Annotated in this window: 25 protein-coding genes and 1 tRNA gene; 10 read left to right on the top strand and 16 right to left on the bottom strand. The window is 68.6% G+C overall.

Going from position 1 to position 21680, the window contains the following annotated elements:
* Nucleotides 1-35: 35 nt before the first annotated feature.
* Together dapC and ABZS29_RS15930 are read right to left on the bottom strand one after the other, a co-directional pair.
* Nucleotides 36-1142 carry a succinyldiaminopimelate transaminase gene (gene dapC / locus ABZS29_RS15935; RefSeq protein ID WP_355462442.1) on the bottom strand — a complete coding sequence of 369 codons (1107 nt, stop codon included), beginning with the start codon at nt 1140-1142 and terminating at the stop codon, nt 36-38.
* A gap of 18 nt (nt 1143-1160) precedes the next feature.
* Complete coding sequence (locus ABZS29_RS15930) at nt 1161-1646, bottom strand: MarR family transcriptional regulator (protein ID WP_355462440.1); 486 nt, start codon at nt 1644-1646, stop codon at nt 1161-1163.
* Nucleotides 1647-1732: 86 nt separating this feature from the next.
* Between ABZS29_RS15930 and ABZS29_RS15925 the strand changes: the two genes are divergently transcribed.
* Entirely contained in the window at nt 1733-2110 is a 378-nt protein-coding gene (locus ABZS29_RS15925) for a DoxX family protein (protein ID WP_355462438.1), read from the top strand.
* Here the strand turns inward: ABZS29_RS15925 and ABZS29_RS15920 are convergent.
* From ABZS29_RS15920 to ABZS29_RS15895, 6 genes are read right to left on the bottom strand one after another with little or no spacing between them, the layout of a single operon-like run.
* Nucleotides 2107-2445 carry a co-chaperone GroES gene (locus ABZS29_RS15920; protein ID WP_355462436.1) on the bottom strand — a complete coding sequence of 113 codons (339 nt, stop codon included), beginning with the start codon at nt 2443-2445 and terminating at the stop codon, nt 2107-2109. The genes ABZS29_RS15925 and ABZS29_RS15920 overlap by 4 nt on opposite strands.
* On the bottom strand, nt 2442-2705 hold the full coding sequence (locus tag ABZS29_RS15915) for a DUF3618 domain-containing protein (RefSeq protein WP_355462434.1): 264 nt from the start codon (nt 2703-2705) through the stop codon (nt 2442-2444). The genes ABZS29_RS15920 and ABZS29_RS15915 overlap by 4 nt, the downstream gene beginning before the upstream one ends.
* Nucleotides 2706-2722: 17 nt before the next feature.
* Nucleotides 2723-3766, bottom strand: a complete 1044-nt coding sequence (locus tag ABZS29_RS15910; RefSeq protein WP_355462433.1) for a glucose 1-dehydrogenase — start codon at nt 3764-3766, stop codon at nt 2723-2725.
* 4 nt (nt 3767-3770) lie between these two features.
* Nucleotides 3771-4613, bottom strand: coding sequence for a transglutaminase family protein (locus ABZS29_RS15905; protein ID WP_355462431.1), 843 nt, complete (start codon nt 4611-4613; stop codon nt 3771-3773).
* The gene (locus tag ABZS29_RS15900; protein WP_355462429.1) at nt 4610-5554 is read right to left on the bottom strand and encodes an alpha-E domain-containing protein; all 945 of its coding nucleotides are present in this window, start codon (nt 5552-5554) and stop codon (nt 4610-4612) included. Before ABZS29_RS15900 ends, ABZS29_RS15905 begins: the two co-directional genes overlap by 4 nt.
* A 16-nt stretch (nt 5555-5570) precedes the next feature.
* Nucleotides 5571-7067: a circularly permuted type 2 ATP-grasp protein gene (locus ABZS29_RS15895; RefSeq protein WP_355463198.1), complete on the bottom strand. Its 1497-nt coding sequence runs from the start codon at nt 7065-7067 to the stop codon at nt 5571-5573.
* 214 nt (nt 7068-7281) lie between these two features.
* Between ABZS29_RS15895 and bcp the strand changes: the two genes are divergently transcribed.
* The 3 genes from bcp (at nt 7282) to ABZS29_RS15880 (ending at nt 9841) form a co-directional block, all read left to right on the top strand.
* A complete protein-coding gene (gene bcp, locus ABZS29_RS15890; protein ID WP_355462427.1) occupies nt 7282-7749 on the top strand; it encodes a thioredoxin-dependent thiol peroxidase in 468 nt (155 codons plus the stop codon).
* 362 nt (nt 7750-8111) lie between these two features.
* Nucleotides 8112-9707, top strand: a complete 1596-nt coding sequence (locus ABZS29_RS15885) for a VWA domain-containing protein (RefSeq protein WP_355462425.1) — start codon at nt 8112-8114, stop codon at nt 9705-9707.
* A 53-nt stretch (nt 9708-9760) separates the two neighbouring features.
* Nucleotides 9761-9841: transfer RNA gene (locus ABZS29_RS15880), tRNA-Leu, on the top strand.
* 18 nt (nt 9842-9859) lie between these two features.
* On the opposite strand, the gene ABZS29_RS15875 is transcribed toward ABZS29_RS15880, so the two are convergent.
* From ABZS29_RS15875 to ABZS29_RS15865, 3 genes are read right to left on the bottom strand one after another with little or no spacing between them, the layout of a single operon-like run.
* Nucleotides 9860-10291, bottom strand: coding sequence for a T6SS immunity protein Tdi1 domain-containing protein (locus ABZS29_RS15875; RefSeq protein WP_355462423.1), 432 nt, complete (start codon nt 10289-10291; stop codon nt 9860-9862).
* Between the two features lie 46 nt (nt 10292-10337).
* Nucleotides 10338-11162, bottom strand: a complete 825-nt coding sequence (locus tag ABZS29_RS15870) for a class I SAM-dependent methyltransferase (RefSeq protein ID WP_355462422.1) — start codon at nt 11160-11162, stop codon at nt 10338-10340.
* Nucleotides 11163-11178: 16 nt separating this feature from the next.
* Nucleotides 11179-11883, bottom strand: a complete 705-nt coding sequence (locus ABZS29_RS15865) for an NUDIX domain-containing protein (protein WP_355462420.1) — start codon at nt 11881-11883, stop codon at nt 11179-11181.
* A 70-nt stretch (nt 11884-11953) separates the two neighbouring features.
* On the opposite strand from ABZS29_RS15865, the gene nadC reads away from it, so the two are divergent.
* The 3 genes from nadC to nadB are packed head-to-tail and all read left to right on the top strand — an operon-like array spanning nt 11954 to nt 15331.
* Entirely contained in the window at nt 11954-12826 is an 873-nt protein-coding gene (nadC, locus tag ABZS29_RS15860; protein ID WP_355462418.1) for a carboxylating nicotinate-nucleotide diphosphorylase, read from the top strand.
* A gap of 16 nt (nt 12827-12842) precedes the next feature.
* Nucleotides 12843-13823, top strand: a complete 981-nt coding sequence (nadA, locus tag ABZS29_RS15855) for a quinolinate synthase NadA (RefSeq protein ID WP_355462417.1) — start codon at nt 12843-12845, stop codon at nt 13821-13823.
* A complete protein-coding gene (nadB, locus tag ABZS29_RS15850) occupies nt 13820-15331 on the top strand; it encodes an L-aspartate oxidase (protein ID WP_355462415.1) in 1512 nt (503 codons plus the stop codon). The genes nadA and nadB overlap by 4 nt, the downstream gene beginning before the upstream one ends.
* Here the strand turns inward: nadB and ABZS29_RS15845 are convergent.
* Nucleotides 15328-15762: a VOC family protein gene (locus ABZS29_RS15845; RefSeq protein ID WP_355462413.1), complete on the bottom strand. Its 435-nt coding sequence runs from the start codon at nt 15760-15762 to the stop codon at nt 15328-15330. The two genes, nadB and ABZS29_RS15845, sit on opposite strands and share 4 nt — an antisense overlap.
* Before the next feature lie 268 nt (nt 15763-16030).
* Between ABZS29_RS15845 and ABZS29_RS15840 the strand changes: the two genes are divergently transcribed.
* Nucleotides 16031-16354: a YciI family protein gene (locus ABZS29_RS15840; protein ID WP_355463196.1), complete on the top strand. Its 324-nt coding sequence runs from the start codon at nt 16031-16033 to the stop codon at nt 16352-16354.
* Nucleotides 16351-17565 (top strand): sigma-70 family RNA polymerase sigma factor, encoded by a 1215-nt coding sequence (locus ABZS29_RS15835; RefSeq protein ID WP_355462411.1) that lies wholly within the window; start codon nt 16351-16353, stop codon nt 17563-17565. Before ABZS29_RS15840 ends, ABZS29_RS15835 begins: the two co-directional genes overlap by 4 nt.
* On the opposite strand, the gene ABZS29_RS15830 is transcribed toward ABZS29_RS15835, so the two are convergent.
* Genes ABZS29_RS15830 through ABZS29_RS15815 form a run of 4 tightly spaced genes read right to left on the bottom strand, consistent with a single transcriptional unit; the run spans nt 17562 to nt 20324 of the window.
* Nucleotides 17562-18149, bottom strand: a complete 588-nt coding sequence (locus ABZS29_RS15830) for a hypothetical protein (RefSeq protein WP_355462409.1) — start codon at nt 18147-18149, stop codon at nt 17562-17564. The genes ABZS29_RS15835 and ABZS29_RS15830 overlap by 4 nt on opposite strands.
* A 3-nt stretch (nt 18150-18152) precedes the next feature.
* Nucleotides 18153-18758 carry an RdgB/HAM1 family non-canonical purine NTP pyrophosphatase gene (gene rdgB / locus ABZS29_RS15825; protein WP_355462408.1) on the bottom strand — a complete coding sequence of 202 codons (606 nt, stop codon included), beginning with the start codon at nt 18756-18758 and terminating at the stop codon, nt 18153-18155.
* Nucleotides 18758-19474 carry a ribonuclease PH gene (gene rph, locus ABZS29_RS15820; RefSeq protein ID WP_355462406.1) on the bottom strand — a complete coding sequence of 239 codons (717 nt, stop codon included), beginning with the start codon at nt 19472-19474 and terminating at the stop codon, nt 18758-18760. Before rph ends, rdgB begins: the two co-directional genes overlap by 1 nt.
* A 10-nt stretch (nt 19475-19484) precedes the next feature.
* The gene (locus ABZS29_RS15815; protein ID WP_355462404.1) at nt 19485-20324 is read right to left on the bottom strand and encodes an SGNH/GDSL hydrolase family protein; all 840 of its coding nucleotides are present in this window, start codon (nt 20322-20324) and stop codon (nt 19485-19487) included.
* A 147-nt stretch (nt 20325-20471) separates the two neighbouring features.
* Between ABZS29_RS15815 and ABZS29_RS15810 the strand changes: the two genes are divergently transcribed.
* Nucleotides 20472-21653, top strand: coding sequence for a Gfo/Idh/MocA family oxidoreductase (locus ABZS29_RS15810; protein WP_355462402.1), 1182 nt, complete (start codon nt 20472-20474; stop codon nt 21651-21653).
* Nucleotides 21654-21680 lie beyond the last annotated feature (27 nt).

The following is a 21680-nucleotide window of genomic DNA, read 5'->3' as shown; positions in this document are numbered from 1 at the left end:
GTGTAAGCGAATAAATACTGAAAGGTAATACACCTTTAGCCTCGAAGTCGGGCCGCGGCCGCCTCAACGCGCTCGTCGGTACCGGTCAGCGCCACCCGGATGTGGTGATCGGCCTCCGGGCTGTAGAAGGTTCCGGGCGCGACAAGGATGCCGTGCTCGGCCAGCGCGGCCACCGAGCCGTACGAGTCGTACGTCGGGTGGTCGGCCCACAAATAGAGCCCACCGTTGGACAGCGTGATGTTCCAGCCCGCACCGGTGAGCGCATCGCGGAGCAGAGTACGGCGGCGCAGGTAGCGCTCACGCTGCTCGTCCACATGGGTGTCATCGGCGAACGCAGCAGCCATGGCTGCCTGAATCGGCGACGGCACCATCAGACCGGCGTGCTTGCGGACTGCGAGCAGCTCAGCGACCACCGTCTCGTCACCGGCGACGAATCCGCCGCGATAGCCAGCCAGGTTCGAGCGCTTGGAGAGCGAGTGCACCGCCAGCAGGTTGTCGAAGCTCCCGCCGCAGATGTCCGGATGCAGCACCGATACCGGCTTCTCGTCCCAGCCGAACTCGGCATAGCACTCATCACTCACCAGCAGTACGTCGTTCGCCCGCGCCCACTCGACCGCCCGGCGCAGGTCATCAGCCGGCGTGATCTGCCCGGACGGGTTGCGCGGCGAGTTCAGGTAGGCGATTTTGACCGGACCACCCTCGTACGCCGTCGGGTCCGCCACAGGCACGCTCGTCGCGCGCACCAGCGCCGCACCGGCCTCATAGGTCGGGTACGCCAGGTCTGGGATCAGCACAGTGTCGCCAGCACCCACGCCCAGCAGCGTCGGCAGCATCATGATCAGCTCTTTGGTCCCGATCACCGGCAGTACGCCGTACTGCGGATCGACACCGACCACTCCGAGCCGGCGAGCCATCCAGTCGACCGCGGACTGCCGGGCGGACGACGTACCGAGAGTGGTTGGGTACGCCGGTGCGTCCGCCGCGTCAGCCAGCGCCTTCTGCACCAGTGCGGGCACCGGGTCGACCGGACTGCCCACGGACAGGTCGACGATGCCGTCCGGATGGGCGGCCGCCTTGGCCTTGTACGGGGCGAGCTTGTCCCACGGGAAGTCGGGCAACCGGCTGGAGGTCTCGAATTTCACTCCGCCATTCTCCCCCGCTCATTCACTGCAGGGCTTGCCCGGGTCCACTCTCTGGAGGATCTGGTCGGCGATCGCCTTCAGCTGGCCGAGCTGCTCGGGCGTGAGCGCGTCGATCACGTACTCGCGAACGGTCTGGACGTGACCGGGCGCTGCGGCCACCAGGAACTCGTAACCCGCGTCGGTCAGCGTGGCCACGGTGATCCGGCCGTCGTCCTCGGCAGGGCGCCGTACGACGAAGCCTCGGCGCTCGAGCCGCTTGACCACATGGGAGAGCCGCGAGAGCGAGCCGTTGGCGAACCCGGCCAGGTCACTCATCCGCCGGGACCGGCCGGGCGATTCCGACAGTCCGGCGAGCACGAGGTACTCGAAATGGGTCAGCCCGGAGTCGCGCTGCAGCTGGACGTCGAGCGCGCCGGGCAGTTTGAACATCAGCCCGGCCAGCGACATCCAGGCCTTGAGCTCATCCGGCTCGAGCCATCGGGTGCCTCTGTTCACATCCGCCACACCCACAGTTTACGCGGTTAGTTGACGCATCAAGTCAGCACCCTCTATTTTGAGTTGAAACATCAACTCATCACCGAGAGTGGGACATGAACATCTTTCTGTGGATCGTGGCCGGCGTGCTGGCGCTGTTCTTCCTGGCCGCGGGCGCGACCAAGCTGAGTCAGTCGCGGCGGAAGCTGCTCTCGAACCCGAACATGCAGTGGGTCGAGGACTTCCCGGCCGGGACGATCAAGCTGATCGGCGCGGCCGAGGTGCTCGGCGCGATCGGGCTGATCCTGCCGGCGCTGCTCGGCATCGCGCCGATCCTGACCCCACTGGCCGCCGTCGGGCTGGCCGTGATCATGCTCGGCGCGATCGTCACGCACGGCCGCCGCAAGGAGTACCAGCCGATCGTCATCAACGCCGTCGTGCTGGTGCTCGCCCTGGTCGTGGCGATCTTCCGGTTCGGCCCGAACAGCTTCTAGAGGTAGAGGCCGGTCTGGCCGTCCTCGAGCCGGTTCGAGGCGACGGCGTGCAGGTCCCGCTCGCGGAGCAGGATGTAGTCGTCGCCCCGGACCTCGACCTCGGCCCGGTCCTCGGGGTCGAACAGGACCCGGTCGCCGACCTCGACGGTCCGGACGTTGGCGCCGATCGCCACCACCTTCGCCCAGGCCAGCCGGCGGCCCATCTGGGCGGTGGCGGGGATCAGGATGCCGGCCGACGACTTGCGCTCGCCTTCGGCCTCCAGCGAGACCAAAACGCGGTCATGCAGCATCCGGACCGGCAGTTTGTCGTCGGACAGCTTCTTGCGAGCGGTCACCGGCGTCCCACCAGGCGACGGATCAGGAGCAGGACGGCGACGACACCGACGGCCGCGCCCGCGACCGCGGCCAGCTTCTGGGTGCGCAGCTGACCGGTCTCGTCGAACACCTGCGACCTGGCCTGCTCGACCTGCCGCTTGGCGACGTTCTTCGGGTGCGCGCGGTCGACCAGTTCGTCCACGGTCGAGGCCAGCCGCGCCCGGGTGGCGGCGATGTCCGCTTCGATCTGCTCGGCGGTCCGAGCTTTCGTCTCCGACATACCCCCATCCTCGCAGGTCAGCCCCGCATGTCCACGACCACCTTGATGTCGTCCGGCTCTCGGGTGAGCGCGGACGGCCAGTCGGACAGCGGAACGGTCCTGGTGATCAGCCGTCCCAGCCACTCGGGGTCCGCGGCCTGCAACACGTCCACCGCGTCGGCATAGTGCCGCTTACCTGCGTTCACGACGCCGATCAGCGCCACGTTGCGCACCACCAGCTGCCGGATCAGCGCATCCAGCTGGACGCCGATCGGCGCCGACTCCAGCGAGATGCCGATCAGGCACATCACCCCGGCCGGCCCCAGCAGCTTGGCGCAGTCGAAGACGACCTGCCCGACACCGGTCGCCTCGACGACCACATCCGGTACGACGGTCAGCTCGCTGAGGTCGGTCAGATAGGTGGCGCCGAGTGCCCGGACCAGCTCCGGCTTCGGTCCGTCGGACATCCGGTCGAGCACGTGTACGTCGTACCCGCGTTGTCTGGCGACCATGGCAGCCAGGAGCCCGATCGGCCCGGCCCCGGTCACGAGGACGTGCTCCGGTCCGTACCAGGATCGTTGCCCGACCACATCGATCTGTTCCCAGGCCTTGGTGAGCACACTGGCCGGTTCCACCAGTACGCCGCTGTTTCCGAGCTCAGCCGGGACCGGTACGGCGAAGTACGGGTCGACGCGCCAGCGCTCAGCGCCGTACCCGTCCATCTCTTTGATGCCGCGCTCGGTGTAGCGCCCGTTGCGGCAGAAGTCCCACTCACCGCGCGCACAAGCCGGACACGGCACAGGATCCGGCCGGCGCACCACTCCGGCGACCAGATCACCCGGTGCGAAGCCGAAGCCTGCAGGTGCTTCCAGGACTCGGCCCAGCGACTCATGGCCGATGACCAGTTGCTCAGCACCCGGCCGACCGGTTCCGAAGTGACCCGACACCAGTTCCAGGTCAGTCCCGCAGATGCCGGTCAGCAGGCCCTCGACGAGGATCGATCCGTCGTCGGGCGACGGCTCTGCCACCTCACTCAACCGCGCTGAATCAGACGTCCCCGGTGTGACGGTCATGGCCCGCATGGGTTCAGGCTAGTCGCGTCATGTCCACGGTCACCTCGATGGCTGTCGCCGCGCCGCCCGAGTAGATGCCCTTGAGCGGCGACACGTCGGCGTAGTCCCGGCCGGTCGCGACCCAGACATGCCGGTGCCCGATCGGAAGGTCGTTGGTCGGGTCGAAGCCCCACCAGTCGCCGGTCCAGGCCTCGATCCACGCGTGGCTCTCACCGACGACCGTCTCGCCCACTGCCGCGTCGGGCTTGGTGTGCAGGTAGCCAGAGACATAGCGGCTCGGTACGCCGATCGCACGCAGCATGGCCAGCGTGAGGTGCGCGTAGTCCTGGCAGACGCCCTCACCGGCTTGCCATGCGTCAATGGCGGACGAGTGCACTCCCGTCGTACCGCGCTGGTATTTGAGGGTGTCGTGCACCCACTTGGACACTGCAAGCACTGTCTCCTGAGGTGTCCGGCCTTTGCGCAGTCCGCGGGCCACACTGGTCAGTTCGCGGTGCTTCGGGACGTACGCCGTCCATTCGAGGTATTCGGCGTACAGGTCAACACACTCCGGCGACCGCACCTCGGTCCAGGTCGCCTCGTCTGAAGGGAGTGGCTGTCCAGTCGTCTCGACCACAGACGACGCCACAACCTTCAGCTCGGTGTGCGGAGTGAACAGGTCGAAGGCGTTGACCTCAGTGCCCCAGTAGTCCGTGTACTTGTAGGCGCGCGTCGCCGGAACAGTCTCCAGCCGGGCGACCATCAGGTTCTGCCGGTCGTCACTGCGCGGGGTGAGCCGGGCTTCGTTGTAGGACTGGGCCACCGCACTCGCGTACCGGTAGCCCGTCGTGTGCACAACACGCAGCCGCCATCTCACAGGTTCACCTCCGCGTTGTTCCACTCGATCCACGGCACCGCATGGAAGTACTGCCGCGACACTGCCTCGCCGACATCGCGCACTGTGGTCTGCAACGCCTGCAGCCGACCAGTGAGGTTGTCCAGCAACTCAGCCGGCCGCAGGAACTCCAGATCACTGCGCGCCTTCCCCAACAACCGCGAAGCCTCTGCGCCGGTGCCGATCCGAGCGGTCGGGCCGCGGTCGAGCTCTTCCAAGCAAGCCTCGGCCTGCAGCAGCGCATGGAACGCCGACCGCGGGAACAGCCGGTCCAGCAACAGGAACTGCACGACCCGCGAGGCGTCCAGCGCGCCCCGGTAGGTCCGTAGATACGTGTCATGAGCACCCGCGGAACGCAGTACGGTCACCCATCCCGGAGAGGTGGGCTTGTCACCCACGCGGGACATCAGCAACCGAACGATCATGTCGACCCGCTCCACCGAGCGCCCCAGCACCAGGAACCGCCAGCCGTCGTCCCGGCTCATCGTGGAGTCGGCCAGCCCGGCGAACATCGCCGCCCGGTTCTCCACGAACGTCAGGAACCCGTGCGGCCCCATCCGGCGCGCGGCACGCTGCCGCTCCGGTACGGCGTTGTACGTGGCGTTGATGCACTCCCACAGCTCGCTGGACACCACCTCACGGGCGACCCGGGTGTTCTCCCGAGCACTGGAGATCGAGGAGACGATCGAGCCGGTCTCCGGCGACATCGCGACCAGCTCGGTCAGGCCCCACACGTCCAGCGGTGCGCCGTCCGGCGGGTTGATTCCGAGCACATGCAGCAGTGTCCGGCTGGCGGTGTCGGCGTCGACCGAGGCGTCCTCCAGCAGTTGGTGCACCGACACGTCGAGGATCCGCGCGGTGTCGTCCGCACGTTCGACGTACCGGCCGATCCAGTACAGCGATTCGGCGTTGCGTGCGAGCATCGTCAGCACCTCCCCATCACTGTTGCTGCTGCTGGGCGATATTGAGTTCCGGACCGCGCTCCGGCGTGGCCGTGTCCTCCGAGGTCACCCCGAGCCCGGCGCCGCCGAGCTCGGCGATCCCGGCCGACGCACGGGGCGCCAGCACCCAGGTGTCCTTGGAGCCACCGCCCTGCGACGAGTTGACGACCAGACTGCCTTCGGGGAGCGCGACTCTGGTCAGTCCGCCCGGCAGGACGAAGACGGAGTCGCCGTCGTTCACCGCGAACGGCCGCAGGTCCACGTGCCGCGGCTGGAGCCGCCCACCCACCTTGGTCGGCACAGTCGACAGCTGTACGACGGGCTGCGCGATCCAACCGCGTGGATTCGTCTTGATCCGGCGCCGCTGGGCTTGCAGCTCTTTGGGCGAGGCATCTGGTCCGAAGACGATGCCATAGCCGCCAGAGCCCTCCACCGGCTTGGTGACCAGCTCGTCGATCCGGTCCAGCACCTCGTCGTGCTCAGCCGGCAGCCAGCAGCGGTAGGTGTCCACATTGGGCAGTAGCGGCGCCTCGCCCAGGTAGTACTTCAGAATCTCCGGCAGATAGGTATAGACGAGCTTGTCGTCACCGACGCCGTTGCCGATCGCGTTGGCGATCACCAGGTTGCCGGCCCGCGCCGCGTTCACCAGCCCGGCGACACCCAGCACGGAGTCCGGTACGAAGTGCACTGGGTCGAGGAACTCGTCGTCGATCCGCCGGTAGATCACATCGACCCGCTGCTCGCCCTCGGTGGTCCGCAGGTAGATGACGTTGTTCCGGGCGAACAGGTCGCGGCCCTCGACCAGCTCGACGCCCATCTGACGCGCCAGCAGCGAGTGCTCAAAGTACGCCGAGTTGAAGACGCCCGGTGTCAGTACGACGACGTTCGGATCAGTAGCTGCCGGTGGCGCCGCAGCGCGGAGCGCTCGGAGCAGGTGCACCGCATAGTCGCCGACCGGCCGCACCCGATGCTTCGCGAACAGGTCCGGGAACACCCGAGCCATGGTTCGCCGGTTCTCCATCACGTAGGACACCCCGGACGGACTGCGCAGGTTGTCCTCCAGCACCCGGAAGTCACCCTGCTCATCCCGTACGACGTCGATCCCGGCCACATGAATGCGGACGCCGTTCGGCGGGGCGATGCCGGCGGCCTGCCGATGGAAGTGCTCGCACGAGGTGATCAACCGGCGCGGCAGGACGCCGTCCTTCACGATCTGCTGGTCCCCGTAGATGTCGGCGAGGAACGCCTCCAGCCCGCGGACCCGCTGCACGATCCCACGCTCGAGCCGCGCCCACTCCGACGCGGTGATCACCCGCGGAACCAGATCCAGCGGGAACGGCCGCTCCTGACCGGACAGGCTGAAGGTGATGCCCTGATCGACCAGCGCCCGGTCAAGTGCCTCGGACCGCGTCGTCAGGTCGGCGGCCTGCAGCGGACTCAGCGAGTCGTGCAGCCGCTTGTACGCCGGCCGAACGCCCTCGACCGGATCGAACATCTCGTCGTACGCGTCGGCGTGCGGCCGCCGCGGATCGAGATATCCGGCGAACAGAGGTGGTTCCGCGGAGCGGGACGGAGCGCGGCTCATCTGCGCATCCTGACGCAACGCGAGCCATGTCCGCACCTGGATCCACGGGTGCGCCCCCGCAACCCGGCCAGAGTTTTCACGCACGTAACATTGCGGGCATCTCACTCGATCCGTGGAGGGCCTGATGTCCGAACGCCTCGCCGTCGGCGACACCGCACCCGATTTCACCCTCTCCGATGCCGACGGCAACGAGGTCGCGCTCAAGGACCTGCGCGGCAAGAACGTGATCGTCTACTTCTACCCGGCCGCGATGACGCCCGGCTGCACCAAGCAGGCCTGCGACTTCCGCGACTCGCTGGACTCGCTCCAGGCCGCCGGGTACGCCGTACTGGGGATCTCGCCGGACAAGCCGGCCAAGCTGGCGAAGTTCCGCGAGCGCGACGGCGTGACGTTCCCGCTGCTCAGCGACCCCGACAAAGAGGTGCTGACCGCGTACGGCGCCTTCGGCGAGAAGACGATGTACGGGAAGAAGGTCACCGGGGTGATCCGGTCGACCTTCGTCGTCGACCCGGACGGCAGGATCGCGGTCGCGCAGTACAACGTGAAGGCGACCGGGCACGTCGCCAAGCTGCGGCGCGACCTGGGGCTGTAGAGCTCCGGTCCTCATTGACTGTTCCGGACCAATTCCGGAGGGAAACCTTCGACCGTTTCATGCAAGCGGTCCAGACACCGAGCGAGTCGGTGTGATTTGGATCACACCGTGAGTTCAGCGGTCCGCAGCGCTGACATCACGGACGGTGAGATTTCCCGCTTTCCCGCCGACGACCAGTACTGCGAGAGCCGTTGCAGTCTTCCGGAGGACTCGTTTCGGTTCGGCGCGAACTTCGCCCTGACCTGCCCAAACCGGGTACATTGCGCGCGCAGTGAGCCTCTGGGAGGGAGGGACCAACCGCGATGGGAAAGCATTCCTCAGCGGTAACGCGAAGTAACACGAGCAACAACAATCGCCGTCCGGTGTACATCACCGCGGTCGGACTACTGGTGCTGGCGATCGGCGGCGTCTTCGTGGTCCGGTCCTTCGGATCGGAGGCAGGTGCCGACGGACTCGGCGGCAAGGCCTGCTCCGACCCCACCCAGATCAAGCTGAGCACCGCACCGGAGCTGCAGCCCGCCCTGGAGACGGCCACCAAGTCGCTGGCCGTCAAGGGCGGCAAGGACGGTGTTCCGTGTCTGCAGTTCGCGATCACCGCCGCGTCGCCGTACAAGGTGGCCCAGGATCTGGCCAGCGGGGCCGACGGCCGCCCCGACCTCTGGATCCCCGACTCGTCGCTGTGGGTCTCGCAGGCCGACGACGGCGAGACCGTGCCGTCGATCGCCGTACCGTCGGTGGCGAGCTCGCCGATGGTCCTGGTCGGCCGCAGCTCGAACTTCGCCGACACGTCGAGCTGGCTGCGGGCCTTCGGTGGCGCCGAGCCGGCTCTGCTCGACCCCTTGGGTACGTCGCCCGGCGCGCTGGCGTTGCTGGCGATCCAGGCCGAGCGGCAGAAGACCTCGGCGAGCGACACCGACACGAGCAACGTCGTCGTACCGCTCGCGCAGCGGCTCGGCTCCATGCCCAAGCCGTACACCGATGTGAGCGCGCTCTTCGGCCGCGCGGGCCAGGACGGCAGCAAGGTCATCGTGCCGGCGTCGGAGCAGTCCTTCGTGAAGTACCAGGAGGAGCACCCCGAGAGCGAGCTCAAGGCGGTCCTGCCGGCCACCGGCACGCTCTCGCTGGACTATCCGATCGTGGTCGCCGGCAAGGGCGACACCAGCAAGGCCACCGAGGCCGGCAAGGCCCTCGGCGCGGAGATGATCGGCGACGCCGCCGGACAGGCCCGGGACCAGGCCGGTTTCCGCGACCAGCTGCTCAGCCAGCTCAGCGGCGGCCGCGGAGTCGGTGACATCGACCAGCTCCCGAAGCCGAACGCCGAGTCGATCGACCGCACACTCGGCACCTGGAGCCGGCTCTCGCTGTCCACCCACTCGCTCGCGGTGATCGACATCTCCGGATCGATGGCGGAGAAGGTCGGCAACAAGACCCGCATGCAGCTGACCATCGAGGCGGCCTCCGGCGGCCTGTCGCTGTTCCCGGACAGCGCCAAGCTCGGCCTCTGGACGTTCTCCTCGAACATCACCAAGGACGGCGCCGACTACAACAAGCTGGTCCCGATCAGGTCGCTGGACGCGAAGCAGCGCAAGACGATCGGCAACGTCCTGAAGGCCCAGAAGCCGATCCCGAACGGCGGCACGGGTCTCTACGAGACCGCGATCGCGGCCGTCCGCGCGGTCCGGGCCGAGTACGACGCGAACGCGGTCAACTCGGTCCTGCTGTTCACCGACGGCAAGAACGACGACCCCGGCAGCGGCGACCTCGAGGCCACGATCCGCAGCCTGCAGAGCCTCAACGACCCCGACCGCCCGGTCCGGATCATCGCCCTGGGCATGGGCCCCGACGCCAACCCGAACGAGCTCAGCCGGCTCGCCAAGGCCACCGGCGGCCGCTCCTACGTCGCCGCGGACCCCGGCAAGCTCCGCGAGGTCTTCATCGACGCCCTGCAGAACCGCTGACCCCCTCGGCTCCCCTAGGATGTCTGTCCTAGGGGAGCTTCGCTTTCTCGAGAGCCAGAGTGGTGGAACGGCAGACACGCCGGCCTTAGGTGCCGGTGCCCTTGGGCGTGCGGGTTCGAGTCCCGCCTCTGGCACCCATCAGGCGCGTACTGCTACTGCGTGCCGGCGAGGTGGGTGGTTTGGGCGTGGATCTGGCCGGCGAGGTTCACGCCGACCACGAAGTCCGTCGGTTCCAGGTTTTCGGGGTCGATCGGGCCGCCGAGAACCGGGGGCTGGATGAAGTCGAGGATCTCGTCGGGGCCGGGCGTCAGGCCGCGTCGCAGCGCCTCGGCGGCGAGATCGGTCAGCAGCTCCTGCTGGACCTCGGGGTCGGCGAGGCCGGTTTGGAGGTGCTCGACGTCGTCCCAGCGGCGCGTCAAGGTGCCCTCGATCGGATCGAGGAGCCAGAAGCCGTCGTCGGAGGCGAGGAAAACGTGGCCGAAGAGCGTGGCTCTGACCGGTTTCTTGCCGGCCAGGTCCAGCCATCCCCATGACTCGAGCGCGACCGCGTACTGCTCGGCACTGAATCCCTTGATGAAGTCCATGCCCGGCATCGTGTCAGCAGTGGCAGTCGAGCGGGTTCGAGGGTGATCAGAGCGGTCGCGAGCAGGTGTACATGACGGTGCGAATGCGTCGCTCCGCGAGGTTGGCCACCTGGTTCGTGGCCATCTGGCCGAACGCGTCACCGAGGAAGGCCGCGAAGGTGACGGGTGGTGGTCCGTCGTGCTGGATGCGGGCGCGCAACTGCTGGAACCAGGCGAGGCTTTCGTCCGACGAGTCGACCTCGGCGCTGATCTCGAAACCTGCTGCCGGTAGCAGTTCGCGCATCTCTTCGGGGGTGGCGAGAAAGCTGGTCGAGGGATCAGTTGCCCACGGCACCGGATAGTGGACGGCACCGCCTTCACCCTGCAGTACGTCGTACACGACGAATCTGCCGCCGGGACGAAGCACTCTGAAGGCTTCGGCGTACAGTCCGGGCTTGTCCGCGATGTTCATCGCCACATGGACCGTCATCGCCGCGTCCATGCTCGCGTCGGGAAGGCCGGTGTTCGTTGCGTCGCCGACCTGGAAGCGGGTGCGATCCGACAGCCCCGTCCAGTCCGAGAGTGCCGTTGCCACCTCGCAGAATTCCGGTGTCAGGTCGACACCGACGACCGTGCAGCTGGTCAGCTCGGTGAGCGTCCGGGCGGGCCCGCCGAGGCCGCTGCCGAGGTCGAGCACGCGCGATCCGGGCGTGAGGCCGAGCGCCTCGACGATCTCCAGAGAGGCGGCGCGACCACGGATGTGGAACTCGTCGACCGGGGCGAGGTCGGCGGGTCGCAGCGTCGCCCGGTCCAGACCGGCCGCAGCGAAGACGGAACTGATCGTCGCGAGGAGTCCGCCAGGCCCCCCGTAGAACCTCGAAACCTCGCTCATGACGCCATCGTCGCACTCAGCGCGGCGGTCTGAGTACTGCGAAGGGGTCGGTGACGGTCAGTTCGCGGGCGACGAACTTGTAGACGGTCGCGGGGCGGCCGCCGCTCTGGCCGGGAGCGGCTCGGCGCTCGGTCGGGTCGATCACGTGGCGGCGGGTCAGGACGCGGGTCAGGTTGGTGGCGCCGAGCTCGTAGCCCAGCGCGGCGCAGAACAGGTCGCGCAGCTCGGCGATGGTGAACTCCAGGGGAGCCAGCGCGAAGCCGATGTTGGTGTAGGACAGCTTGGCGCGGAGCCGGCTGACCGCTGCCTCGATGAAGTAGTGATGGTCGAACGCGGTCTGCGGCAGGTCGTCGACCGGATGCCAGACCGTGTCGGGCGGAAGCACCGGCTGGACGTCGGACGGAACCAGGCCGAGGTATGCCGTCGCCAGGACGCGGGCTCGCGGATCGCGATCGATCGCGCTGTGGGTGGCCAGCTGTTCGAGGTGCGCGACGTCGCGGACGTCGACCTTGGTCGCCAGGTGCGTGGTGATGGCCTCGCGGAGCCGCTGGGTCGGCTCGACCCCGCCGCCCGGCAGCGCCCAGCGACCGCGGTACGGGTCCCGTGCCCGCTTCCAGAGCAGGACGCACAACGTGTGGTCGCGGACCGAGAGGACCACCGACAGGACCTCGTGCGGGTAGCTGGGGAAGTTAACCGGATCACCTTTCTTGGCTGCGGGCACGAGGCCGATGGTAGCGTGCAGCTAGTTATCGCCTCTCAGGCGAAAACATCCCGAGCGGGCGGAGCACGCGATGCAACTGACGACGGAGGTGGTCCGGGCCGCAGCGACAGCCGCCTTGGCCGAGGACCAGGCGGTGGACGACGTCACGACGCGATGGAGCGTCCCGGCCGAGCTCCAGGTCGAGGCGACGGTGATCGCCAAGCAGGCGGGGCGCGTGGCCGGTCTGTCGCTCCTGGAAGGCGTGTTCGCCACGATCGATCCCGGCGTCACGGTGCGGCCGGCGGTTGCCGACGGCGATCCGGTCCGCCCTGGACAGGCACTCGCGTCGATCAGCGGTACGGCGCGCTCGATCATCACCGGCGAGCGGGTGGCACTGAACTTCGTCCAGCGGATGTCCGGCATCGCGACGCTGACGGCAGCCTTCGTGGCCGCGATCGGAGCGCGCCCGGTCCGGCTACTCGACACCCGCAAGACAGCGCCCGGCCTCCGGGCCATGGACAAGTACGCCGTCCACTGCGGCGGCGGTACGAACCACAGGCTCGACCTGGCCGCCATGGTCCTGCTCAAGGAGAACCACCTCGCCGCGGCCGGCGGCATCCGCGCGGGCGTCCGCGCGGTCCGGGACGGCATGACCGCGGAAGGCAGAGGGTTGCCGATCGAGGTCGAGGTCACCACCGCGGCGGAGGCCTACGAGGCGCTGGACTGCCAGGTCGAGTGGCTCCTGCTGGACAACCTGCCGCCCGCCGAGATGGCCGGGATCGTCGAGCGGCGCAACGCCTCCGGGTCCGCCGCCCGCCTCGAGGCCTCCGGCACCATCACGCTCGACACCGTCGCAGACGTCGCCGCCACCGGTGTCGACGCCGTCTCGGTCGGCGCTCTGACCCACTCCCCCACGGCACTCGACATCAGCCTGCTGGTCGTCCGCGATCACGGCGTCAACTGAGGAAGAAGGAACCGTTGTGACCATTGGTCAGAACACAGCGATCACCTGGCAGGACGAGGTACGCCGCCTCGCCCGGGAGCGCGACGCGGTGATCCTCGCCCACAACTACCAGGAGCCGGCGATCCAGGACGTCGCCGACCACGTCGGCGACTCACTCGCACTGTCGCGGATCGCTGCCGACACCGAGGCCTCCACGATCGTGTTCTGCGGCGTGCACTTCATGGCGGAGACCGCCAAGCTGCTCAGCCCGGACAAGACCGTGCTCATCCCCACGGCACGGGCCGGCTGCTCGCTGGCCGACACCATCGACGCCGACCAGCTCCGGGCCTGGAAGGCCGAGCACCCCGATGCCGTGGTCGTTGCCTATGTCAACACCACCGCGGCGGTGAAGGCCGAGGCCGACATCTGCTGTACGTCGTCCAACGCGGTGGACGTGGTGAACTCGATTCCGGCGGATCGGCCGATCCTGTTCCTGCCCGACCAGTTCCTCGGCGCACACGTCCGGCGGCAGACCGGCCGGGACAACATCGAGGTGTGGATGGGCGAGTGCCACGTGCATGCCGGTATCACTGCGGCCGACCTGCGCGCTCAGGTCGCGGCCGATCCTGAGGCCGAGGTCCTGGTCCACCCCGAGTGCGGCTGCGCGTCGTCCGCGATCTGGCTCGCCGGCGTGGGTGATCTGCCGGCCGAGCGGACCCACATCCTCTCCACCGGCGCGATGCTGGACGTAGCCCGCGACCTGACCTCGAAGACGGCCCTGATCGCGACCGAGATCGGCATGCTCCATCAGCTCCGAAAGGTCAACCAGCGAACGGATTTCGTGCCGGTGAACCCGAAGGCCTCGTGCCGCTACATGAAGATGATCACCCCGGAACTGCTGGTGCGGTGCCTGCGGGAAGGCCGCGACGAGATCCAGCTGCCGCCCGAGATCGTCGAGCGGGCCCGGCGTTCGGTCGAGCGGATGGTTGCCATCGGCAAGCCTGCGGGTGCTCGATGACGCGCGCCGTCGACGTGGTCGTGATCGGTGACGGCGTTGCGGGGCTGTCCACCGCGCTCGGTCTCGCCGCGACCCGCGACGTACTCCTGCTCAGCGCGGGTGACGGCAGCACGCCCTGGGCGCAGGGCGGCGTCTCGGCCGCGTACGGCGCGGACGATCCGCTCGATCACTGGCGGGACACCGACATCGCGGGCGCGGGATTCTGCGATCCGCGCAACCTTCGGCTCCTGGTCGAGGAAGGACCGCAGCGACTCGCCGAGCTGATCGGCCACGGCGCCCGGTTCGACCGCAACGCCGATGGATCGCTGTCGAGAACCCTGGAGGGCGGCCACAGCCGTCCCCGGATCGTGCACGCCGGCGGCGACGCGACCGGGGCGGAAGTGCATCGCGCGCTTCGTACCGCGGTGCAGCGAACCAGTGTCCAGACGATGACCGGACGGGCCGTCGGCTTGATCCGGTCGGACTCCGGAAGCGTCGTCGGTGCGCTCGTCGAGACCGGCGACCAGGTCATGCACATCCACGCGCGCGCCGTCGTACTGGCCACTGGCGGTATCGGCAATGCCTACCTGGCGAGCACCAATCCGTCGTCGGTGCGCGGTGACGGCATCGCGCTGGCGTTGCGGGCCGGCGCATCGCTGGTGGACATGGAGTTCGTCCAGTTTCACCCGACAGCGCTCTACACCGGCGAGACCAGTGGTCAGTTGCGCCTCGTCACCGAGGCTGTCCGGGGCGAAGGCGCCGTATTGCGCGATGCTCAGGGCCGCCGGATCATGGACGGCTTGCACCCGCGAGCCGATCTCGCTCCCCGGGACGTCGTCGCACGCGCGATCGAGGCGACGATGCGCCGGGACGGAACCGACCATGTCTGGCTGGACGCGACCGGCGTCGCGCCCGACGTGCTCGAGCGGCGATTCCCAACCGTCATGGCTTCCTGCGCGCAGATCGGCATCGACATGGTGTCCGAGCAGATCCCCGTCGCGCCGGCCGAACACTTCCTGTGCGGTGGCGTTCGGACCGATCGCAACGGCGCAACCGACGTACCGGGCCTGTACGCCGTCGGCGAGGTCGCCGCGACCGGCGTCCATGGGGCCAACCGGCTTGCCTCCAACAGTCTGCTGGAGGGTTTGGTCTTCGGGCGCCGCGTCGCTACGGCGCTGACCCTCGAACTCCCCGCGGCGAGCCACGGCAGCTCACACGAGGTCGCACTGGGCGAGGATCGCGATCCGGAGCGGATCCGCGCGATCCTGAGCCGGTACGCCGGAATCCGTCGCGACGGCGCTGGTCTGAACGCCGCTGCGGAAGAGCTCGAGACCGCCGGCTCCGGACCGCTCGCGACGGTGGCGCGGTCGGTCATCGTGGCAGCGACCGCACGTCAGGACAGTCGCGGTTGCCACTGGCGTTCCGACCATCCCCACGCCGACCATCGCTGGGACGACCACATCGCCGTACGGCTCGACGAAGGCGGCCGGCCGACGACCCGGAAGCTGCAGCGTTCGAAGGTGGCCTAGTCGAGACAGAACTCGTTGCCCTCGACGTCCTGCATGTTGATGCACGACTCGTTGAAGCCGTCGGCCAGCAGCACCTGACCCTGTACGGCGCCCAGCGCGACCAGGCGGTCGGACTCGGCCTGAAGCGTGGCGAGGCGCTCGTCGCCCACAAGTCCGGTGCCGACGCGGACGTCGAGGTGCACCCGGTTCTTGACCACCTTGCCCTCGGGCACGCGCTGGAAGAACAGCCGCGGACCGACGCCGGTCGGGTCGACACAGGCGAAGGCCGAGCCCTGGCTCTCCGCCGGAAGCGACTGGTCGAACGCGGTCCACGACTCGAACCCCGGTGGTGGCGGCGGTACGACGTACCCGAGCGCCTCGCACCAGAACCGGGCAACCCGCTCGGGATCCGCACAGTCGAATGTCACCTGGAACTGCCTGACCGTCGCCATCCGCTCAGTTTATTCGCGCCTCTGGTGCACTAGTGTCCCGCGTCGGAGGTTGTTTGAGTGATTGCGGTGTTCAGGTGCGTGCATCGTGGTGGCGGAGGGGCGGCCTCGATGCTTTTCCATCGTGGCTGTTCCTCCGGTGCCGCGAGGTGCGTGCCTGGGCGCCGCAAGCGCCAAAGAACTTTCGACGCGGGGCACTAGCGTGTCGAAATCGGGCGGCCCCCTTCGTAGCAGGGGTGTAGGGACGCCGAGCTGACAGGAGATGGTCCAGGTGCAGTACTTGTTGTCGGTGCTGGATGACACGGCCGGGTTCGCCACGCCGGACGAAGCGGTCGCGACCGAGGCGTTCAACGAGCGCCTGCGCGAGCAGGGGTACTGGGTCTTCGCCGGCGGGCTGGGCGCGCCCGTGTCGGCGACCGTGGTCGACAACCGCGACGACGCGGGGCTGATCACGGACGGGCCCTTCAGCGAGTCGAAGGAGCACCTGGCGGGCTTCTGGGTCATCGAGGCACCCGACCTCGACGTCGCGCTGAAACTGGCCGCCGAGGGATCCAAGCACTGCCACCGCAAGATCGAGGTGCGGCCGTTTCTGTGAGCGAGGCGATCACCCGGGTCCACCGCGAGGAGTGGGCCCGGGTGGTCGCCGGACTGACCCGGCGGTTCGGCGACCTGGACATCGCCGAGGAGGCAGCGGCCGAGGCGTTCGCGGTCGCGGTCGAGCGGTGGCCGAGTGACGGCGTACCGCCGAATCCCGGCGCGTGGCTGACCACGACCGCCAACCGCAAGGCCATCGACCGGCTCCGCCGGGAGAGCAAACGCGACGACCGGCAGAAGGAGGCTCAAATGGCGTACGACGAACCTGCCGAGCCTCTCGGCGTGATCGACGACGAGCGGCTCCGGCTGATCTTCACCTGCTGCCACCCCGCGCTAGCGCCGGAGACGCGGGTGGCGCTGACGCTCCGGATGGTCGGCGGGCTGACCGTGCCGGAGATCGCGCGCGCGTTCCTGGTGCAGGAGACCACGATGGGCCAGCGGATCACCCGCGCGAAGGCGAAGATCAAGGCGGCTCGGATCCCCTACCGGGTCCCAGCCGCGGAGGACTTGCCCGCTCGCGTCTCCGGCGTGCTCGCGGTGCTCTTCCTGGTCTTCAACGAGGGCTACCTCGCGACCGGACCCGACACCGACCCGATCCGCTCCGATCTCACCGCCGAGGCGATCCGTCTCACCCGGCTGATCCGTGGCCTGCTCCCGACCGACGGCGAGGTGGCCGGTCTGCTGGCGCTGATGCTGCTGACCGAGGCCCGCCGTACGGCGCGCGTCTCGACGACCGGCGAACTCGTCCCCCTCGGCGACCAGAACCGCGCCGCCTGGGACACGGATTTGATTGCCGAAGGCCACCACCTGGTCCGCGAACGCCTCGCCACCGGCCTGCCGCCCGGCCGCTACCAGATCCTCGCCGCCATCAACGCCGTCCACACCTCGGCCCGCGACGTCCGAGACACCGACTGGTCCCAGATTGTCGCCCTCTACAACCAACTCGTCCGCGTCGATCCGTCCCCGGTCGTAGCCCTCAACCGCGCCATCGCCGTCGCCGAACTCGACGGCCCCGACGTGGCACTGGGCGCCGTCGACACCCTGGAACCGGCCCTGACGACGTACCACGCCTTCCACGCCACCCGAGCCGAGCTGCTGCGCCGCCTGGGCCGCAGCGACGACTCACGAGCCGCCTACGACCAGGCCATCGCCCTCGCCGGCAACACCGCCGAGGCCGCCTTCCTCACCCGCCGCCGAGACCAACTCGGCTAGTCGAGAGTCTTCAGGTACGCCGTTCCGCGCGGCGTGAGCTCGTAGCCGGTTTCCAGGCTGTGGGTGAGGCCGAGGTTCTTGAGTTTGCGGACGTCCAGCTTGAACGGCGCGGTTTCGCGGTTGAGGGTGGCGGCCAGGTCGGCCGCCCGGGTGGCGGGCTTGGACTGGATCAGGCGGAGGGTCTGGATCGTCCAGGGGCCGTTCGGGTTGGAGGCGTCGAAGCGGGCCAGGCGTTCGGTGAGGTCGGCGAGGTCCGCGTCGGTGAAGTCCGTCTGGGCGGCGAGCTCTTCGCGGGGGTCGGGGCCTTCGACGCGGTGGAAACGGATCAGGAACGTCGGCCAGGACTCGTCGCCGCGGAGGCGGCGGAGGATGTCGCCGGCGTTGCTGCGGTCGGCGCGGGCCACGTCGGGGTCGTTGTCGGCGATCAGGGCGGGGTTGATCTCGCTGACACTGTCGATCTGGATCCGGCCGGCGTTGGTGCGGTAGATCCGCCCCTCGACGACCCGGGCCTCCGACCAGCGGCGATAGGCCGAGGTGATCCAGCCGTCCTCGACGCCTTCCTTGTCACGTCCGGCGAACAACATGCGCTAGGCCCCCAATGCTTTCGCGACGATCGGAGCCAGGGCCCGCAGCGCCTTGCCACGGTGGCTGATCGCGTCTTTCTCGGCGATCGACAGCTCGGCCGTGGTCCGGTCGTAGCCCTCGGCCTGGAACAGTACGTCGTACCCGAAACCGCCGGTGCCGCGGACCTCGCGGATCACCGAACCGCGCATCTCGCCGAGCACCAGCTCGTCCGGAGCACCCTTGCGGACAAAGGCGACGGCCGCCACGAACGACGCACCCCGCCGCTCGTCCGGTACGTCCTCGAGCTGACCCAGCAGCAGCTGGTTGTTCGCGTCGTTGTCCTTGGCCGGTCCCGACCAGCGCGCCGACAGTACGCCGGGCATCCCGTTCAGCGCGTCGACGCAGATCCCGCTGTCGTCGGCGATCGACGGCAGCCCGGTCGCGGCCAGCGCGGCGTGCGCCTTCAGCAACGCGTTGCCCTCGAACGTCGGCTCGGTCTCCGGCGGCTCCGGGTACGCCGGGACGTCGCCGAGCCCGAGCACCTCGATCCCGGGCACGATCGGCGTCAGGATCCGCCGCAGTTCCTCGAGTTTCTTCTGGTTGTTCGAGGCAAGCAAAACTTTGGTCATCAGGCCAGCGCCTCCTGCTGGAGCTTCGCGAGGTCCGCGCAGCCGGCCAGGCCCAGCGAGAGCAGGCTGTCCAGTTCGGTGCGGTCGAACGGCGCGCCCTCGGCCGTGCCCTGCACCTCGATGAACTTGCCGTCGCCGGTGATCACCAGATTCATGTCGGTCTCGGCCCGAACGTCTTCCTCGTAGCAGAGGTCGAGCATCGGGGCGCCGTCGATGATCCCGACCGACACCGCGGAAACCGTCCCGGTCAGCGGCTCGCTCTTCAGCAGCTTGCGGTCGCGCAGGTACGACACCGCGTCCGCGAGCGCGACGTACGCGCCGGTGATCGCGGCGGTCCGCGTCCCGCCGTCGGCCTGCAGTACGTCGCAGTCCAGCAGGATCGTGTTCTCGCCGAGCGCCTTGTAGTCGATCACCGCACGCAGCGAGCGCCCGATCAGCCGGGAGATCTCGTGCGTCCGGCCACCGATCCGGCCCTTTACCGACTCGCGGTCCGAGCGCGTGTTCGTCGACCGCGGCAGCATCGCGTACTCCGCGCTCACCCAACCGAGCCCGGAACCCTTCCGCCACCGCGGAACACCTTCGGTCACACTCGCCGCGCAGAGCACCCGCGTCTTCCCGAACTCCACCAGCACCGACCCTTCGGCGTGGTCGAGCCACTTCCGCGTCAGGGTTACCGGGCGGAGCTGGTCAGGGGTACGTCCGTCGATGCGAGCCATGGTTCAAACCCTAAGCCTCCAAGCGCTGGACCTCCGCATTGGTGAGTGCTCCGGAGACCGGGCGGCGTTGCGCCAGGGCCATCCGCGCGGCGAACGGGATCAGGTCGCCGGCACGACGCCCTAGCCACGGAACGCCCTCGCGGACCATCCACACCGTGTCGGCCCACTTGCTCGGCGGCTCGGACGCACAGTCCAGTTCCGGCGGTACGTCGATCCGCACGCCCCGGCGTGTCAGTTCGTCGGCGAAGACCCGCGCGAGTTTGCGGTGACCGCGTTCGCCCGGATGCAGGCGGTCGATGCTCCAGAAGTCCCGCCGGTACACCTCCGGGAAATCGGCCATGTCGAGCCGGATCCCGCCGTACCGGGTGTAGAGGTCGTCGTACGCGAGGTTGACCTGCTCGATCCGCTGCCACAGCGGCCGGCGCATCCACTTCGGCAGGCCGAACACCTGCCCGTGGTCGTGGAACCGGACGGTGAGCAGCAGCGCACCGCGAGCGGTCAGTTGCTCGGCGCAAACCTGCAGGTCAGCGCGGATCCGGCCGGGGTCGAAGCTGGATCGCAGGGTGTCATTGACCCCGACGATCAGCGAGGCGAGGTCGATCGGTCCGCTGCCGATCTCGGGGAGTTGCCGGGTCGCGACCAGGTCGGTGGTCGCGCCGCTGGTCGCGAAATTGGAGAACGTCACACGGTGGGAGCTGGCCAGGGAGTCGGCGAGCAGCGAGGCCCAGCCCCGCCACCCTTCCCCCGGGCGCGCACCGGCACCGGACAGGTCGGTCGTACTGCTGCCGTTCATCGGGTCCCCGACCCCAACTGTGGTCGAGTCCCCCAGTGCCACGTAGTGGAGGCTCACATTCCGTCATGGTGACGGCACCGGGCGGAGCGGTGGTGTTGCCTGGGTGACCAGGAAGGCAATTCCACACAGAGGACGGGTGATTGAAGGACGCAACTGCTCGGAGTTAGGCTGAATCAAACAACTATGTGCAGGAGTTGCTGGCTGATGACTGATCTTCGACTCGGCGTGGTGGGGCTCGGCGCCCGAAGCTCCCTCGCGGGACACGCGCACCATCCTGGCGAGGGCAGCGCGATCGTCGCGGTGGCCGACCCCGTCGCCGCGCAGCGCGATCTGGCGCTCGAGAAGTACCCCGAGGCGACCGCGTACGCCGATCACACCGAACTGCTCGACCAGAAGCTCGACGGCGTCTTCCTGACCACCCCGGACGACCTGCACGAGGGGCCGGCGATCGACTTCCTCACGGCCGGCGTCTCGGTCTTCGTGGAGAAGCCGCTGGCGATCACCACCGAGGGCTGCGACCGCGTCCTGCAGGCGGCGTACGAGTCCGGCGCCCGCCTGTACGTCGGCCACAACATGCGCCACATGCCCGTCGTCCAGACGATGCGGCAGCTGATCCAGGACGGCGCGATCGGCGACGTGAAGGCGATCTGGTGCCGGCACTTCGTCGGCCACGGCGGCGACTTCTACTTCAAGGACTGGCACGCCGACCGCCGCCGGACCACCGGCCTGCTGCTGCAGAAGGGGGCCCACGACATCGATGTGATGCACTGGCTCGCCGGCGGCTACACTCGGCGCGTCAACGCGATGGGCGCACTCACCCTGTACGGCGGGATCGACGACCGGCTCGACCGGACCGGTCAGCGGTTCTCCGACTTCGTCAGCTCGGACAACTGGCCGCCGCTGGAGCAGAAGGGCCTCGCGCCGGTGATGGACGTCGAGGACCTCTCGATGGCGAATCTCCTGCTGGACAACGGGGTTTTCGTCACCTACGAGCAGTGCCACTACACGCCGGACTACTGGCGCAACTACACCGTCATCGGGACCCACGGCCGGCTGGAGAACTTCGGCGACACCGCGGGCGGCGTGGTGAAGGTCTGGAACAGCCGCCGCTCCGGCTACCGCGAGGACGCCGACATCGTCGTCGAGATCGCCGGTGAGAGCGACCACCACGGTGGCGCCGACCCGCACCTGGTCAACGAGTTCCTCGACTTCGTCCGGGACGGCGGTACAACGTTGACCTCCCCGATCGCCGCCCGCGCCGCCGTCGCGGCCGGTGTCGCGGCCACGACGTCCCTGCGGTCGGACGGCGTACCGATCGACGTACCGGAGCTGGATCCGGCCTTGATCGCCTACTTCGACAACGGTCAGGTACGATCGGCGACGTGACCAGGAACATCATGCGAATGCTGAGCC

This window comes from Kribbella sp. NPDC005582, assembly GCF_040605415.1.
In the GTDB taxonomy this organism is placed as follows: Bacteria; Actinomycetota; Actinomycetes; order Propionibacteriales; family Kribbellaceae; genus Kribbella.
Note: the sequence above shows the minus strand (reverse complement) of the source record. Positions and strands in the feature narration are given on the sequence as shown.